The sequence below is a fragment of the Microcystis sp. T1-4 genome (genome assembly GCF_000297435.1).
Taxonomy (GTDB): domain Bacteria; phylum Cyanobacteriota; class Cyanobacteriia; order Cyanobacteriales; family Microcystaceae; genus Microcystis.
On the sequence record NZ_CAIP01000237.1, the window covers coordinates 1 to 16,081 of the forward strand.

Consider the following 16,081-nt stretch of genomic DNA (forward strand, 5'->3'; position numbering starts at 1 on the left):
CACAGAACAAAATCACCTCTTCGCCTGTATTGCCTTGTCCTAGTGGTGGTTCTCACCATACCATCAAGAATGGTTCTATTGATAATGGGAACCCCAAACATTAATGTTAAGAATGTGGTGGCCAGTTTGTCAGCAATCCCACTAATAAAACTTTATGAACGCACCAGAATTAGCCATTGCTACCTTTGGTTTAACCAAACAATTTGACCGCCATGGGGCCGTTAATCAAGTGGATTTGCAGATTGAAGCGGGGGAAGTTTATGGGTTAATCGGTCCAAATGGAGCAGGAAAAACCACTTTAATTAGGATGTTAGCGGCAGCGGAAGAACCGACAACCGGAGAAATATATCTGCACGGAGAACGTCTTTTCAGAGATGAGAGTAATCCCCGTCTGAAAAGAAATTTAGGTTATCTACCCGATAATTTTCCCCTCTACGATGACCTAAATGTCTGGAATTATCTGGATTATTTTGCCCGTCTTTATCATATCCCTCGCTCCCAACGTCATCGCCGCATTTATGAGGTTCTAGAACTGGTACAATTAACCAATAAAAGCCATAATTTGATCGCTACTTTGTCCCGGGGAATGAAACAACGTTTAAGTTTAGCTCGAACGATTATCCATGAACCTTTAATTTTACTTCTCGATGAACCAGTTTCTGGATTAGACCCGATCGCTCGCCTACAATTTCGTGAGATTATTAAAGTCTTACAATCGGCAGGTATGACTATTTTAATTTCCTCCCATGTCCTTAGTGATTTAGCGGAACTTTGTAGTTCTGTGGGCATCATGGAATTAGGTTATCTAGTGGAAAGTACCTCTTTAGAGGAATTAAATCAACGTCTAGCCAGCCAATACTTGCAGATTACGACTCTAGGTAATTTAGAAACCTTAGAAACTGCTCTTAAACAATGTGTTTTTGTGGAAAGTTGGCAAAGAATTATTAATACTAATACTCTCCGGGTTAGATTTACGGGAACCCTAGAAGATAGTGCCGAATTGTTGAAATCTTTAGTGGTTTCTGGCCTGACCTTAAGCGAGTTTTATACTTGCCGCGAAGATTTAGAAACTATTTTCCTAAAACTGGGACATCGACAGGCATCCTAAGGGGAAATATTAACTTTTAAATCTCGGATAGTAACTTTTCGACTAATTTAATTTGCTCCTGACTAAAACCCGCTTCTTTCAGGTGTGCCAGAAACCATTTTTCTCGATAACGACCGTCTAAATCCCTAGCCTTTTTGTAGGTATCTTGCGCCTTTTTACTATCACCTTGATCTAAATAAATTATTGCCAAAGCTACAAGAGGATGGGGATTATTTGGCTCTAATTTAACTGCTTTTTCTGCGTTAGTAATAGCGGAATTAAAATCTTTTAAACGATGATAGGCAAGGGATAAATTATAGTAGGCGATTTCATTATCGGGTTTTAAATTAGCGGCTTTAGTATGAGTGACTACGGCTTTTTCAAGATCACCAGCCACTAGATAAACAATTCCCAAAGCATTATAGGCAGCCAGATGATCGGGGGCAATTTTTATCGTTTCTTCGAGGGTTGTTCGTGCCGCTAAAGGTTGTTTAGCTAGATGTTGTGTCCAACCTAAAATTACTCTCCCGTCTAGATGATTGGGGTTTAACTGTAGCGATTTTTTTAAAGCCTCAATACTTTTGATAAAATCTCCCTGTTGACGATACTGTAATCCCAATTGACGATAACGATTAGCCGATTTAATGTCCGATGGCGAAATAATCGGACTGGGAGAAGGAGAAACGAGCATCTCGGCTGTCGGTTCTTTTGTCAGGGGAGAGGGAGGACTACAGCCCCAAAAAACCGGGGAACTAAAGATGATCGAGATAGTCAGGAGTCGATAACTATTCATGGGACAATTAATACCAGTCCAATTGTTAAGGGTGTCATCAAATTATGAATTATTCCCCTGAATCCGTGCAACGACTGCTCGATTCCGATGATTATGGCGATCGCTTATCGGGAGTTAATCAACTGCGTTATTTAGCCCCAGAAATCGCCTTCGAGATGTTACAGCCTGTAATTAACGATAGTAACGCTAGGGTGCGTTATTCGGCGGTAAGTCAGCTAGATATCCTCGGTCGTCAGAATCCTGATCTGGCCTTAACTATTCTACGCGATCGTTTGTTAAATGATCCCGAAGCAGACGTGAAAGCAGCCGCGGCCGATGCGATCGGGGGGTTAAAATTAACGGCAGCCTACGATGATCTGGTGGCCGTCTATCAACAATCCTCCGACTGGTTAATTCAATTTAGCATTGTGGCAGCTTTGGGCGAATTGGGGGAACCCCGGGGCTTTGAACTGCTGGAAATCGCCCTAAACTCCGATAATGAATTGGTAAAAACGGCCGCCGTTAGCGCTTTTGGGGAACTAGGCGACCCTCGCGCCGTCTCTTTACTTGTTCCCTTGGCTAGTGATGATGATTGGCAACTGCGCTATCGTCTCGCTCAAGCTTTAGGTCGTTTAGGGGGGGAAGATGCGATCGCTGTTTTGACCCAGTTAACTAGCGACAAAAGCGCCCAAGTCGCCCAAGAGGCCCGCAATAATCTTGTTCAAGGGTGATACAGAATAGTTGATTTTTGTCAATACCATTTACAATAAACTTTAATTAAGAATCGTTAACAAAGGTAAAGCGATGAAACAATTTACCCGTTTAATCTTGCTCGTCAGTCTCCTCGCGGGGGGCTGTTTCTTTCCCTCAATTGCGATCGCCGATAATCCGGGGGGGGCAATCGTGAGCAGGAATTCACAGGTTAACGAACTACTGCGTCAAGCGCGGCAATTGGTCAGAAATGGCAATTATGGGGAAGCTATAGCCGTTTACGAGCGGGCTGCCGCCCTTGATGGCAATAATGCCAAAATTTTCTCTGGGATCGGCTTTTTACAAACGCGGCAAGGGGATTATAACGCCGCCGCCCAAGCATACCAAAAAGCTTTAAGTCTCGATCCGAGTAATCCCGACTTTTTCCATGCTCTCGGTTATAGTTTGGCTAATATCGGTGATTATGACAATGCAGCCACCGCTTACTACTACGCTATTCAAATAGAACCGAAAAACGTCCAACACTACCTCGGTTTAGGGGTGGTATTATTACGGCAAAAAAACTATGCAAAAGCGGGCGAAGTTTACCAATGGGTTTTAGCTCTCGACCCCAATAATCAGCAAGCCCATGAAATCATGGGTAAAGCTTTGATCGAACAGAATAAAAGCACCGAAGCCCTCGATTTTCTCCAAAAATCCCTACAAAGATTCCCTAACAATAGTGAATTAAGATTGCAACTGGCCAGCCTTTTGCTCAAACAGGGCGATTTAAATGGCGGAACCCAGATTTTAAAAGAAATAGAACGACACAATGCAGGAAATTTTTTAATTCAGCTAAAAATAGGTATTTTACTCGAAAAACAAGAGCGTTTTGACGAGGCTCTCCCCTTTTATCGTCGCGCTGTTTTCCTGCAGCCCCAATCGTTGGAAGCACAAGCGGGAATCGGTCGCATCCATCTGGCCAGAAAAGATTATCTTGCAGCAATTATCGCCTATCAAGATTTGGCCGAAATCGCCCCCAATAACGCCGATGTCTATCTTAATCTCGGTCGGGCCTACGCGGGCCGGGGACGAAAAACAGAGGCGGAGGAAGCTTTTAAGCAAGCGCGAGCGGTTTATGTGCTGAAAAATAATCAATCTGGCCTGGAGGAAGTGGATGCCCTGCTGAAGAAGTTGGTTGAGTAAAACCAGATCAGTGATCAGCTTCTCATTGAGGGTGCGGAATGTGGGTTACAAGATTTATCAAGAGTTTCCCCCCTCGCAACTCAAGAAAAAATCATCATTTTTTCTTGAGTTGACACCGATTTGCCCCCCGTGCCAGCCCCAAATATTCTTCTAAGAATTGCTATTTTTGCGGCGATACCAACGCCGGATTGAACTTCCGCCAATTCCCCCTCCTAATACCAAAAGTGATAAAAGATTGCTGGGTTCTGGTATCGCTGTTGACTGTACTCCTGTAACTGTAATCGTTCCAGGGGGGCTGCCACTAGGGAAGTTAGGATGAAAAGGATCACCACTACGAGCAATAGAGCCACCACACGGTGCTTCCTGTTGTCCGGTTCCATTATTCGGACCGGTGGCAAAATTACCGACTTGTCCATTAGGCTCGTTAGGATGATTTCCACCATTAGGACTACCTGTACAAGTAGTAGGTAAATTGCCCGTTGCGATGGTTTTTAGATCGTACTCGAACAGTTTTGTTTCCCCCGGCGCAAAAGTACCTAGAGAAATAGTCGTGGTGACAGGGCCAAAAAAGTAGGAGTAGGAAGTAGTAGGAGTAAGAGGACTAAGAGTACCCCCTAAAGAGTGAGTACCTGTATCGGCAAAAGAAAATGTATTAGTCCCACCGTTGTATTGAAGCTCGGCACTACTGTCCCAGATGGATGTCCCATTGAGTCGAATGTCAATTTCGTAGCGAGCGAATAACCCCTGTCCGCTTGTGGGTGTATAGCTGGGAGAAATATAAGCGCTCAGTTCTCCCGGAATGATCGTAAAGGTAAAAGTAGCCGGAGAAGGGAAAGGATTTGGGTTGACAAAGGTATCTTTATAAGTAAACAATCCAGTAATGTCATAGTTGCCATCACCGGAAACCCGTGACCCAAAATTGCCAGTGACATCACCGTAGGTGTGATAAAAGACACCGTTACCAGGGACATCATTGTCCCCAGCCAAGACATCTACATAACCACTGGTTGCTGGTCCGTCAATATCGGGAGAACCTGGTCGCGTAATTCCCGCAAGCTTCCAATCAACTTCTGCTTTAATTATTGCCGCTTGCACCGGAACAGTTGCCAACATTAAGGAAGTTGCGATTCCTGATATTAACCAGTTTTTATGTGAACCAAGTATGTCAGTAAATTGTGAACGCATTTTTGCCTCCTAAGATATTTTTTTATTCGGCTTCCAAAGCTCGTATAAGTGCTACGCCCAAGGCAAAAGGCAGTCTGCTAATATGTTTGCTGGCTGAATAATGCTAATTGCGCGTGGCAATCATACTCCCCGATACTAGAGGATTATCTAGTTTTCGTCAACTGTTTTTAGTTAAGATTTGTTACAAGGTTAAATTACGGACTTTCTCAGATAGATGATACTAAATCCGTTGAATATAGGCTACTTATCAGGACAGGCAAAGGGCAAGAGGCAAGAGGCAAAAGGGGGAATAAATAATCAGTCTTTAATAACCAGATTTAGTATTAGATAGTCAATAGTTTATTCCCAATCGATCGGCAGCCATTGGTGATCTAAAACCTGTTCGAGATTAAAAATTATCTGACTCGGTAAACCGCCGGGGGATAAACCCATTTTTTTTCGGACGGCCTCTAAAGCTGTATGGTAGGATGGCTCAAAAATCTCCCGAAGATAGGGCTTTAAACTAGGACTATCCTTCAGTAAATCTTGAATTTCTGCCCGAAAATTATTGATTTCTCCATGACCATGATTGCCATTCCGGTCTCTTTCCGATTGCCAGTAAGTACCTAAGCAAAATTAATTACACATATCTAACCACCTCTTGCTTCTTGTCTCTTGCCTCTTGCCTATCTTCACTAGGAAATTAATTTTGCACGACTACTTAAGTTAATTTGACTAAATGTTCTAGGAGACGAGTTAAAAGACTTTTGAGCGCGTGTCTTTCACTTCTCCCTATCGATTCAATCTCCTCAATTAAGTTGTCTAAATCCACCTCGGCAAACTGGCCTTTTTTTAATTGTTCTGCCGTGGTTTTTAGCCAGAGATAAAAATCTTCTTCGTATAGTGTTGGGGTCGCTGTTTCTGTCGATCTAGTCATGACGGAACTGCCACAGGTGAAAACTAATCGGGATTCTATATTGTAGCAATTCTCATATCGGTGAGGTACAAAGTCTCTCAAGGCTGAGGAATGACGTTCAAAAAGATCGCACTTAATCAATCCAGCGCGATCGCTTTTAGTTATCGATCTTTAATACCATTTTTCTTTATTCTTGGCAGGTATCTTACCCCCCCTTGCCCCCCCCGACGTCGGGGGGTGGGGGGTTAGGGGTGAGGGCGATTAACCATCTCTGCCATTACTTATGAAAAATGGTATAAGTAGTGATTTTCTGAGTCAGATTCCTACTTTAATAATTTGCGCGTCAAAGCCGAACCTGCACCCAAAGCACCGATGGCAAGTAAGCCTAAGACTGAAGTAGGTTCAGGAACCTTTTCCGGTCCTGGAATCTGGGTTGCTTGCAGCATATTAATTGCCCAGGCTGTTTGCATAGGCGCAGTGCCATAGGAGCCGCCAGACCAATAATCAGAACCGTTTTGGTGGTCAACAAGATACTGGGAAAATTCCTCCCACCAGTTCCAGGTACTCCCCGGATCGAGGGGATTCGTTCCCTGACCGTAGAGGTTAGTAATTGTGGTCGTATCGTCCAGGCCGATAGTGCTTTCTAAACCCTTATAGACTGCCCACATACCGTAGTAGTCGCCAAAAGTACCACTAGCTCCAGAGGTTTGCCAATTATTGTTGATATAGGTTAGGGCATTCTGGACGCGGGAACTGCTAGTAGCTAGGCCAGCAGCGGACATCTGTACCAGTCCCGATCCAGTCCGCAGGGGAGTTGTACTGTTAGGATCAGTATAGCCCAAGCCGCCCGTCGTGTCATTCTGGCTGTAGTCGATCCAGTTCAGTTGCAGATTCTTCACACTGGTAGGCCAGGTAATACCTGCCCCTTGAGCATACAATCCCGCGAGGGCCGGCCATTGGGAGACCGAGTTATCGGAACTGCCAAAGTTGGGGGTATAGCGCCAGCCGCCAGCGTAACCCCCAGTGCCAGTGTCATTCTGTGCATCAGCCAGGTAATCGATCGCCGACTGAACCACCTGGCCATAGGTTTTGCCGTTGACGAGGGAGTTTGTCGAGCTAATCACCGTACTCAGGGGAGCAGCCTTGATAATGGCAGGCAGGACTAACCCCGTGTTGTAAACCTGATTGTAATCGTTGGGACCGAACCTCAGCCCAACACCCGCACTTTGGGCGTTGCTGAAGAGGTAATTCAGTCCGTTAGTCACATTCGTGCTATAGGTTCCCGATGTCGGGGTGTTTCCCTCCTCGATAAATGCCAGCAGGGCAGCACCAGTTGCGGCAACATCTGCACTGTTCACGTTGTCGTAAATCCACTTCCCATTAGCTTGCTGTTGGGTTGCCAGCCAGGCCAAGCCAGAATCGATCGCCGCTTGTTTTTGGGTATTAGTTGCCGCTTGCGTTGCTGCCGGGAAAGCAACGGCACCCGCTAGAGCAAAACCTAGAGCGATCTTGATTGAGTGACTCACTCGCCCCGAAGAGTCATATTTTTCATTTATCATAACTATCTCCCTAATGATTTTTGTGTCCAATTAAAGCGAAATCGCTTACGGAGAAGATGTCGAAACCTGCAAAGAGTTGAGTCTGGTTTATACGCCAGTCATCCCTTTATTTGACCGTTGAAATAAAGAGATTTAAGGACTCAATTTATTCCTTAAATATTTTTCACTCGACTTACCTTAAGTATAGATAATTGAATTTTGAAAGTCAAGCATATTCATCTATTTTGGCTTAAATATAAATCTTTTTTTAGAGATATTTTATGAAACAAAATGGACAAAAGTTAACAAAGCTACTCAGATTTTTTCTACAAAGTTGGACATATTTTTAAAAATTTTGTTAAGACAGGTTCAAATGGACATAAAAATTAACATTTTATCGATCTTGCAGTTAACGAAACTTGAAGAATTCCCACCTTTTTTTTGTTGAGATTAGTTACAAATCTTTAGCAAAAATAAACCGAAAAAAAAGGAGAGCGCCAGCTCTCCTTCTTGGTTATTTGCTAATTTTACTAACTAGCGACAATATATTCCTTGACGTTGGCCCGGCGACGGCGTAAATGGGCCAGGGCCTGGTGTTCTAATTGTCGCACTCGTTCCCGACTGATGTTCATTCTCTGACCGATTTTGGCTAGGGATAACTCTTTGCCATCGGTTAAACCGAAACGGAGAGTAATTACTTCCCGTTGTTGGGGAGTTAATTCGGCCAGGAGATTGGCTAAGTCTTGCCGTAATAACTCTTGGGTGATGAAGGTATCGGGAGAAACTCCGCTATCTTCTAATAATTCCGACAATTCCGTATCCTGGTTATCGCCGACACGCACATCAAGGGAGATGGGTTGACGAGCCATACTGAGATATTCGCGGATTTGAGCGGGTTCTAGCTCTAATTCCAGGGCAATCTCGGCAGGAGTGGCACTTCTGCCCAGTTTTTGGGCGAGTTCGCGCTGGGTTCTTTTGATTTTGTTCAGTTTTTCGGTGATATGGATCGGTAAACGAATGGTGCGGGCCTGTTGAGCGATCGCACGGGTAATCGCTTGTCGAATCCACCAGTAGGCATAGGTAGAAAATTTATAACCTTTGGTGGGATCAAATTTCTCTACACCCCTTTCTAATCCCAGACTACCCTCTTGAATTAAATCTAGGAATTCCATGTTCCGCTTTTGATATTTCTTTGCGATCGCAACTACCAAGCGGAGGTTAGCTTCAATCATTTTCCGTTTAGCTCGATCGCCGGTTTTCAAGGCCCGATCCAGTTCATTTTCGCTTAAATTCACCGAATCCGCCCAATCCAAGCGATCTGGTTCCCGTCCTAATTGCTTCGATAGTGCTTCTTTCGCTTCTAACAGGCTCATCATCCGTTGGACTTGTTTGCCGTAAATAATTTCTTGTTCGTGAGTTAGGAGGGGAACTCGCCCAATTTCGTGCAGATAGGTACGCACCATATCGGCATTAAGGGTGGGCAGTGGTTGAGTTTGGTTGGTTTTTGCGGTGGGCATTGGTTTGGTGGTGACTCCTTGACACAGAAAAAGTCTGTTACTATTCCGACTCGCGGGTGAGTCTGGCTTATCTGAAGTCGGTATGAGTTCGTTGGAATTTCCCTGATTGTATCCTGCGCTTTTAGACGCAGACAATCCCCTAAAGGTTCAGAGTTAATTCATTCTTTGGTATGATGTTAGGTTTATCCTTTTTTCTCAACATCCAGAACAACAGTATTATAGTTTAGGACTATCAACTACAATCGCTTGTTTTTGGGTCGCTTTTTCCTGAATCCTCGGCAGTGCTGCTGATACTGTTAGGTAAGACTACAAGACCAAAAGGTGATTTTCCCGATTAGTCGTCAACAATCCGGCCGACTTCCGACTCTTTCGCCCTCAGCCTTGAGAGCCAAGCAGAACCAAGCTGAAAACTGACAGCCGAGAACCGACTTCTATATATATAATGACCGATCAACACCAGCAAAGGGAGATGTAATCATTGCGGATTTCCGAACTATTTTCTGTAGTATTTGCTACAAAATGCTAAATTAGCCCCGATAGAGAATCGGGAAAAATTGTTATAAAAATTAGGATTGCCAGGGGGGTAATAACTATCATAGAGACAGCAGGGCGGGGATCGGGATAAATTATCGTTTAAACCAAGCTCGATCGCACTCTCCACAATACCGTTCTGTGGAACTCCTGAACAATGAGGACTTACTATGACTAAAACCGTCGTTATCGATCCCGTCACCCGGATCGAAGGCCATGCCAAGATCTCGATTTTCCTTGACGATGGGGGGGAAGTGGATGACGTGCGTTTTCATGTGGTCGAGTATCGCGGTTTCGAGAAATTCTGCGAAGGACGGCCGATGTGGGAGATGGCGGGAATTACTGCCCGAATTTGCGGGATTTGTCCCGTTAGTCACCTACTTTGTGCCGCCAAAACTGGCGATAAAATTCTAGCGGTGCAAATCCCCCCTGCGGGGGAAAAACTGCGGCGCTTGATGAATTTAGGACAATTAACCCAATCCCATGCTTTAAGCTTTTTTCATCTTAGCAGTCCCGATTTTCTGCTTGGTTGGGAAAGTGACCCCGCCAAACGGAATATTTTCGGTTTAATCGCCGCCGATCCCGACCTAGCGCGAGCAGGCATCCGTTTACGTCAATTTGGACAGAAAGTTATTGAACTTTTGGGAGCAAAAAAAATTCACCCCGCTTGGTCTGTCCCGGGGGGTGTGCGTTCCCCTTTGAGCGAAGAAGGGCGACAATGGATTAAAGAACGACTGCCGGAGTCTAAAGCGACTCTTTACACGGCTTTAAACCTGTTTAAAGGAGTTCTGGACAATTTAACCACAGAAATCGCCGCTTTTGGTAATTTCCCTTCCCTGTTTATGGGATTGGTCGGTAAACGGGACGAGTGGGAACACTACGGTGGTCATATTCGTTTTACCGATAGTCAAGGCAATATCGTGGCCGATAACCTCAGCGAAGACAATTATCGCGATTATATCGGCGAATCAGTAGAAAAATGGTCTTATTTAAAGTTTCCCTACTATAAACCCCTCGGTTATCCCAATGGTATCTATCGAGTGGGTCCGTTGGCACGGTTAAATGTTTGTTCCCATTTTGGCACGGAGGGAGCGGATATGGAGTTACGGGAATATCGCCATCGGGTCGGTGGTGTAGCAACCTCTTCTTTTTACTATCATTATGCTCGTTTAGTGGAGATTTTAGGCTGTTTGGAGCGTATCGAACTTTTAATCGACGATCCCGATATAGTTTCTCCACGCTGCCGGGCCGAAGCGGGAATTAATAATCTGCAAGGGGTGGGAGTTAGTGAAGCGCCCCGGGGTACTTTATTCCATGATTATAAAGTGGATGAAAATGGTTTGATTGAAACGGTGAATTTGATTATTGCCACGGGTAATAATAATTTGGCCATGAATCAAACGGTGAAACAAATCGCCCAACATTATATCCATGGTGGCGAAATTCCCGAAGCGATGTTAAACCGGGTGGAAGCGGGTATTCGTTGCTATGATCCCTGTTTAAGTTGTTCCACTCACGCTATGGGACAAATGCCGCTACAGCTAGAGTTAGTTAATGCAGCCGGTGAGGTGATCAATACTCGACAACGGGGTTAATTATCTAAGTTGTTGGGGGGTTAGGAAATAGGGGAAATTTATCCTAATACCTGACCCCATTTTACTATTTATTTTTACGGTGAAGATTCTAGCTAAGAATTTCTAGGTTTTGATAAAGAGTTTCTATCGGACAAGAAAAGTTAATACAGTTAATAGTGATTAAATCTCCCGCTTGATAAATATGGGGAATCCAGAGGTTATTAGATTGACGTTGATATTGTTCAATTAGGACTTGTTTTTGCTCGATAAGTAGATATTCCTCTAATTCGGGGATAGTTTGATAATCGGCAAATTTATCGCCTCTATCAAAGGCTGCCGTGGAGTCGGATAAAACTTCGATAATCACTCGCGGATGCAGGATAAAATCTTCCTGGGAAACTCGATCCCGTTGGTCACAAGTAATGGCAAAATCGGGATAATAGAAGATATTTAAGCTAGGGAGACGCACTTTCATATCGGTAGCGTAAGCAAGACAACCACTACCCCGTAAATGATTAATTAATTGAGCCGAAAGATTACCTGTGATGATAACATGGGCTTTACTGGCCCCAGCCATCGCCAAGATTTGCCCTTGCATATATTCATGTTTAATGGGACTAATTTTCTCTATTTCCAGATAGTCTTTTGGAGTAAAATAAGCGTGACTTTTACCGGCTGTCATGGTGTTTACCTCGCTCATTGTTAGTTTTCTAACGGACAATTAAGCAAAATAACTGAGTCTAAATCAGTCTTATTGCCTTCAGTAATTAGCTTTCGTATCAGTTCAATATAATTAAAATTACTCTCGAATAAAACAAAACGTCTATATAAAGAAGCGGCCGCTAGTCCCACGGTTCCTGAACCAGCAAAAGGATCTAAAACCACATCACCTTTAAAAGAGTAATAATTAATCACTTTTTCTGCCAATTCTACGGGAAAAGCGGCGGGATGTTTTGAGTTAGTGACTGGGTTAATTTTCCAGACATTAGTGCGTTCATAACCATCGGCAATTTTTGAGGCTTTTACTACTTCTTGATCGGGATGATTGCGAATATGCCAATCGATGAGTAAATCCGTGTGTTTACGATAGACTAAAACGTATTCAGTCACCGGCACAGTTTTGTATTGGAGAGGATTTCTATCAGCGGCAAATCTGCGTCCTCTACCAGTTGCCCACCCTGCTCCCTCTGGTTTTAGCCAAATAATATCATCAATAAAGTCGTAACCTTCCTCAATAAAAATTCGATGCAAATCAAAGGGGACAGCAATACGTTTAGAAGCTTCATTACGGGAAGCACGACGCAACAGCACGGGAGAAATATTAATGACAAAAAAACGTCCTTCACTCAAAACTCGATGGCATTTTCTGATCACCTGTCGCAGCTTCAATAGATAGGTTTCGTATTCTTCAAATTCCGAATATTCCGGGCGAGCATTAAAATAGGGTGGTGAGGTAAAGATTAAATCAACACTTTCTGCGGGCATTTCCTCCAAAAGTTCGCCACAATCACCAAATCCGATCGTATTTCTCAGAGAAGAAAGCTTGTATTCTTTTTTGGTTTTCTTGCGGGTTTCTAATTTAGATTCATCCTGTTTTAACAGACGAGCGATAATAATTTCAGTCCGAGTTGTTTTATCTAACAAAATCTCGGTAGTGTAGGCATCGATCACCACTTCCCCAACGGTTTTTTTCTGGTCATTACATAAAGGAATTCGCCAAATATGATGCCTGTCATCCACTTCTGGTAAACCTAATTTAATCGCATTAACTAAATTTATTTCTCGCAACCAATTAAGGACAATTTCTTTAGCTTCTGCCACCGTGCGAAGCAGATAACCGCGCTTGTCCGATACCAGTTCTTTTTCCATGACATTACTCTAGTTCTCTCTATAATTCTAGCTGATCATTATCCAAAAAACTAGGAGAGTCTCAAGATAGAAATTGGCCACCTTTTAAAAATTCCACATTGCTAACACTTTTCCCGTAACTGTTTGATTTAACCAGAAAGTATTATGACTGAGGGAGTGAAGATTATTTGCTGTTACTTTCCAGCTTGCTTGGGGATGAAAAAGAATTGCTTCTGCGGGATTACCGGGGTTGAGAGATGCCGGTTTTTGTTGTAAACAATGACAGGGATTGAGACTAAGCGCTTGCCATAATTGTAAAGCTGATAATTGCCCGGTTATTACTAATTTTTCCCAGAGCAGCGGTAAAGCTAATTCTAACCCGATTGCGCCGGGGGGTGCTTCTGCAAAAGAGACGGTTTTTTCTTCGTAGGTATAGGGACGATGATCGATCGCGATTGCATCGATAATTCCCTCCTTAATTGCCGCAATTAACGCCTTGCGATCGCTTTCGTTGCCCAAGGGGGGAGCGAGGTGTAAACTAGGATGATAGGTGGCGATCGATCCTGTATTTAAGAGGAGATGCAACCACGTCACACTAGCGGTTATCGGCAATCCCCGCATTTTTGCCTCGCGAATTAATTCCACTCCTCGACGGGTGGAAATTCGCATTAGGTGAACAGGTGTATTAATTTCGCCGACGATTTCTAAAATTGTGGCTAAAGCAGTGGTTTCGGAAATAGCAGGATCCCCGGGTAAACCGAAGCGAATCGAGGTTTCCCCCTCACGCATGACTCCATTACCCTTTAATTGCTGATTTACGGGGGAAAGGGCGATATTTTTACCGAGGGGTTTTAGGTATTCCAATAAGCGCCGCAACAGTCCCAAATCTTCCAGACTGCGATTATCGGTAAAACCCACCGCTACAGGCATTAAATCAGCCAATTCCGTCATTTTTTGCCCTTGCCTGCCTAGGGTGAGACTTGCCCAAAAATGCAGACGGGTCGATTTTGAGTCAAAAAACCCTTGACTTTTTTGTTGTAATGTGCTAATCAGTGCGGGGTGATCGAGGGGAGGGAGAGTATTGGGGAGAATTGCCACCCGGGTGCAGCCTCCGGCCGTGGCCGCTTTGAGCAAAGATGCGAGGGTTTCTCGATCCTCGTGGCCGGGTTCCCCGGAATGACTGTAGAGATCGACTAATCCTGGAGCAAAAATACAGTTTTGACCGGAAATATAGTTACTGTTTTCTCTTGGGGGAAGCTGAGATTCGATCGCTTTAATTACCCCCTCCTCAATCCAGACATCGGCAATGCGATCGGTTTGTGTCAGGGGGTCAAGGACTCTAACCTGTTCTATGATCGTCGAGGATTGGCTATTCACGCAGACTAATTAAAACGTCATTTTTTCCTCTGGCAGTATATCACGTTAAGTAAAAAGTAAAAAGTAAAAAGTAAAAAAGTTGAGTTCTCGGTTAGGTTAAGGGAGGATAAGTTAGAATATTGATCAGCTACGGTTTTAATCTTTATTTTAATTGGCTGACCTACCCTAAGAAGAATTGATAGCCGAATCATGCAGTTAGAACTTTTCGATTTTAATAATTTAGAAGAATTTAATCGGGGGACACCGCGATTAGTTTCCTTTCGAGATTTAGTACCAGAAATCACCAGCACCAGTTATCTAACCCACAGCATCTATTATTATCCTGCCAAATTTATTCCCCAAGTGGTGAGATTCTGTCTTGATAATTACACCAAAAAGGATGATTGGATTATCGATCCTTTTGCTGGTTCGGGTACGGTGGGTTTAGAGGCTAAACTTTGTCAAAGAAATGCGGTTTTAACTGACCTGAATTATCTTTTAAACCATATTATACCGATTAAGATTACAGAACACCAAGAACCATTGAGTTACTCGGAGTTAGATAAAAAAATCTTAGAAGTTTTTGCCAGCAAGGATAAATTTATCCCTCAGTGGTCAAATTTAAACTATTGGTATCCAGAGGAGATTTTAGCAGTTTTACAGAAACTTTGGGCAGGTCAAAAAAGTCTAAAACTTGATTTGTATTCCCAGATCATTCAAGCGGTTTTAGTGAAAGTTAGTAAACAGTTTTCCTATGCAGAACATACCAAACCTAAATTATTTCAATCGAAATACAAAAAATCAGATATACAAGAACTATTACAAAGAGATTGGCAAGAGGAATTAAAACGAACGATTAAAGAGATGAGTTTTGAAACTTTAACCAGCGTCAATCAATATATTACCGTAACTTGGCGCAATTATAATCAGGTGCTTTTTTATGGAGGAGTAGATAGTGCCACTTTTGAGATTGAGCAAAATCTAGAGTTAGATTGTTTAATTAGTTCCCCCCCCTATCTGCAAGCACAGGAATATATCAGAACAGCAAAACTAGATTTATATTGGTTAGGATATACAGAAAAAGAAGTGCAAAAAATCTCTAAGCTAGAAATTCCCTACCGACAGGCTACCAGATTAATCGAAACCGAAACCTTAAATCAAGTGAGATCAAGTTTAGAGAAAGAGAATTTACATAAAATACTCGATTCCTATTTTTGTCACACCATCAACGCTTTAGAAAATGCCACCAGAAAATTAAAACAAGCTGGGAAAGCTTGCATTTTTGTGGGTAATCCGAAAGTGGATGGGGTGGAAGTAGAAACTTGGCGAATATTAGGGGAATATTTTCAGGAAAATGGCTTTATTTTTGATACCGTCTTTGAGGATAGAATTAAAACCAGACAATTATTCAAATCTCGCAAGAATAAAAATCCTGATGGCATGAAATCTGAATATTTACTAATCTTAGAAAAAAGGTAAATTTTTATTGCTTATGTATCCCAAATATTCCCTATTTCATAAATATTTGAACTGTCTGGAATCCTTACCTAATTTTCAGGAAAATATTGAAGATAAACCCTATATATCTGGTCAATTACTGGCTGAAGTAAAGTTAATTATTAAGACAGATTATGCTACCGTTAATTATGTTTGTGAACTTAAAACAAGATTAAATCATGATCTATCTTAATCGGTGATATAATATTTCGTAAGCTTGGGTCAAAGATTACCATGAAATCAAAGACTTTTACTAATGATCGGGGGTTTATTTAGCTTAATTGTTTAGGAATTGATAGCAAGTAATCTTGAATTTATTGATGTGGATGGTAGTAATTACAAAGGCAGAACGCTCGCAATGTTTGATAATATTTGTAAATTTATC

At 42.8% G+C, this 16,081-nt stretch carries 13 protein-coding genes and 3 pseudogenes; 7 read left to right on the forward strand and 9 right to left on the reverse strand.

The genetic code is table 11. The features are described from left to right. Together MICAI_RS27190 and MICAI_RS14635 are read left to right on the forward strand one after the other, a co-directional pair. A pseudogene (locus MICAI_RS27190) lies at positions 1-101 on the forward strand (ISNCY family transposase); the annotation flags it as partial. A 53-nt stretch (positions 102-154) separates the two neighbouring features. Beyond that, entirely contained in the window at positions 155-1,108 is a 954-nt protein-coding gene (locus tag MICAI_RS14635; protein ID WP_008203460.1) for an ABC transporter ATP-binding protein, read from the forward strand. A 16-nt stretch (positions 1,109-1,124) separates the two neighbouring features. On the opposite strand, the gene MICAI_RS14640 is transcribed toward MICAI_RS14635, so the two are convergent. Further along, the gene (locus tag MICAI_RS14640; protein ID WP_008203461.1) at positions 1,125-1,880 is read right to left on the reverse strand and encodes a tetratricopeptide repeat protein; all 756 of its coding nucleotides are present in this window, start codon (positions 1,878-1,880) and stop codon (positions 1,125-1,127) included. A 44-nt stretch (positions 1,881-1,924) separates the two neighbouring features. Here MICAI_RS14640 and nblB point away from each other — a divergent pair, with 44 nt between their 5' ends. Together nblB and MICAI_RS14650 are read left to right on the forward strand one after the other, a co-directional pair. Next, positions 1,925-2,590: a phycobilisome degradation protein NblB gene (nblB, locus tag MICAI_RS14645; protein WP_008203462.1), complete on the forward strand. Its 666-nt coding sequence runs from the start codon at positions 1,925-1,927 to the stop codon at positions 2,588-2,590. Between the two features lie 73 nt (positions 2,591-2,663). Further along, positions 2,664-3,755, forward strand: coding sequence for a tetratricopeptide repeat protein (locus MICAI_RS14650; RefSeq protein WP_008203463.1), 1,092 nt, complete (start codon positions 2,664-2,666; stop codon positions 3,753-3,755). 150 nt (positions 3,756-3,905) lie between these two features. On the opposite strand, the gene MICAI_RS14655 is transcribed toward MICAI_RS14650, so the two are convergent. The 5 genes and pseudogenes from MICAI_RS14655 to MICAI_RS14675 form a co-directional block, all read right to left on the reverse strand. Then, the gene (locus MICAI_RS14655; RefSeq protein ID WP_008203464.1) at positions 3,906-4,940 is read right to left on the reverse strand and encodes a PEP-CTERM sorting domain-containing protein; all 1,035 of its coding nucleotides are present in this window, start codon (positions 4,938-4,940) and stop codon (positions 3,906-3,908) included. 339 nt (positions 4,941-5,279) lie between these two features. Then, a pseudogene (locus MICAI_RS14660) lies at positions 5,280-5,543 on the reverse strand (DUF29 domain-containing protein); the annotation flags it as partial. Positions 5,544-5,646: 103 nt separating this feature from the next. After that, positions 5,647-5,895, reverse strand: a pseudogene (locus MICAI_RS14665) (DUF29 domain-containing protein); the annotation flags it as partial. Between the two features lie 263 nt (positions 5,896-6,158). Beyond that, positions 6,159-7,394 carry a PEP-CTERM sorting domain-containing protein gene (locus MICAI_RS14670; protein ID WP_008203466.1) on the reverse strand — a complete coding sequence of 412 codons (1,236 nt, stop codon included), beginning with the start codon at positions 7,392-7,394 and terminating at the stop codon, positions 6,159-6,161. Between the two features lie 509 nt (positions 7,395-7,903). Further along, positions 7,904-8,890: an RNA polymerase sigma factor, RpoD/SigA family gene (locus tag MICAI_RS14675; RefSeq protein WP_008203467.1), complete on the reverse strand. Its 987-nt coding sequence runs from the start codon at positions 8,888-8,890 to the stop codon at positions 7,904-7,906. Between the two features lie 701 nt (positions 8,891-9,591). Between MICAI_RS14675 and MICAI_RS14680 the strand changes: the two genes are divergently transcribed. Beyond that, positions 9,592-11,016: a Ni/Fe hydrogenase subunit alpha gene (locus tag MICAI_RS14680; protein ID WP_008203468.1), complete on the forward strand. Its 1,425-nt coding sequence runs from the start codon at positions 9,592-9,594 to the stop codon at positions 11,014-11,016. An 88-nt stretch (positions 11,017-11,104) separates the two neighbouring features. Here the strand turns inward: MICAI_RS14680 and MICAI_RS14685 are convergent, their stop codons facing one another. The 3 genes from MICAI_RS14685 to MICAI_RS14695 form a co-directional block, all read right to left on the reverse strand. Then, positions 11,105-11,677 carry a Uma2 family endonuclease gene (locus MICAI_RS14685; protein ID WP_008203469.1) on the reverse strand — a complete coding sequence of 191 codons (573 nt, stop codon included), beginning with the start codon at positions 11,675-11,677 and terminating at the stop codon, positions 11,105-11,107. Between the two features lie 20 nt (positions 11,678-11,697). Next, positions 11,698-12,864, reverse strand: a complete 1,167-nt coding sequence (locus tag MICAI_RS14690) for a DNA-methyltransferase (RefSeq protein ID WP_008203470.1) — start codon at positions 12,862-12,864, stop codon at positions 11,698-11,700. An 84-nt stretch (positions 12,865-12,948) separates the two neighbouring features. After that, positions 12,949-14,220: a dihydroorotase gene (locus MICAI_RS14695; RefSeq protein WP_008203471.1), complete on the reverse strand. Its 1,272-nt coding sequence runs from the start codon at positions 14,218-14,220 to the stop codon at positions 12,949-12,951. A gap of 189 nt (positions 14,221-14,409) precedes the next feature. On the opposite strand from MICAI_RS14695, the gene MICAI_RS14700 reads away from it, so the two are divergent. Both MICAI_RS14700 and MICAI_RS14705 read left to right on the forward strand, forming a co-directional pair. Further along, on the forward strand, positions 14,410-15,678 hold the full coding sequence (locus tag MICAI_RS14700; RefSeq protein WP_008203472.1) for a DNA methyltransferase: 1,269 nt from the start codon (positions 14,410-14,412) through the stop codon (positions 15,676-15,678). A 13-nt stretch (positions 15,679-15,691) separates the two neighbouring features. Continuing rightward, on the forward strand, positions 15,692-15,889 hold the full coding sequence (locus MICAI_RS14705) for a hypothetical protein (RefSeq protein ID WP_002760234.1): 198 nt from the start codon (positions 15,692-15,694) through the stop codon (positions 15,887-15,889). Positions 15,890-16,081 lie beyond the last annotated feature (192 nt).

Excerpts from the sequence above, each read along its gene's own strand:
- MICAI_RS14635 (WP_008203460.1), top strand. The coding sequence starts at position 155 with ATGAACGCACCAGAATTAGCCATTGCTACCTTTGGTTTAACCAAACAA.
- MICAI_RS14640 (WP_008203461.1), bottom strand. The coding sequence starts at position 1,880 with ATGAATAGTTATCGACTCCTGACTATCTCGATCATCTTTAGTTCCCCG.
- nblB (WP_008203462.1), top strand. The coding sequence starts at position 1,925 with ATGAATTATTCCCCTGAATCCGTGCAACGACTGCTCGATTCCGATGAT.
- MICAI_RS14650 (WP_008203463.1), top strand. The coding sequence starts at position 2,664 with ATGAAACAATTTACCCGTTTAATCTTGCTCGTCAGTCTCCTCGCGGGG.
- MICAI_RS14655 (WP_008203464.1), bottom strand. The coding sequence starts at position 4,940 with ATGCGTTCACAATTTACTGACATACTTGGTTCACATAAAAACTGGTTA.
- MICAI_RS14670 (WP_008203466.1), bottom strand. The coding sequence starts at position 7,394 with ATGATAAATGAAAAATATGACTCTTCGGGGCGAGTGAGTCACTCAATC.
- MICAI_RS14675 (WP_008203467.1), bottom strand. The coding sequence starts at position 8,890 with ATGCCCACCGCAAAAACCAACCAAACTCAACCACTGCCCACCCTTAAT.
- MICAI_RS14680 (WP_008203468.1), top strand. The coding sequence starts at position 9,592 with ATGACTAAAACCGTCGTTATCGATCCCGTCACCCGGATCGAAGGCCAT.
- MICAI_RS14685 (WP_008203469.1), bottom strand. The coding sequence starts at position 11,677 with ATGACAGCCGGTAAAAGTCACGCTTATTTTACTCCAAAAGACTATCTG.
- MICAI_RS14690 (WP_008203470.1), bottom strand. The coding sequence starts at position 12,864 with ATGGAAAAAGAACTGGTATCGGACAAGCGCGGTTATCTGCTTCGCACG.
- MICAI_RS14700 (WP_008203472.1), top strand. The coding sequence starts at position 14,410 with ATGCAGTTAGAACTTTTCGATTTTAATAATTTAGAAGAATTTAATCGG.
- MICAI_RS14705 (WP_002760234.1), top strand. The coding sequence starts at position 15,692 with ATGTATCCCAAATATTCCCTATTTCATAAATATTTGAACTGTCTGGAA.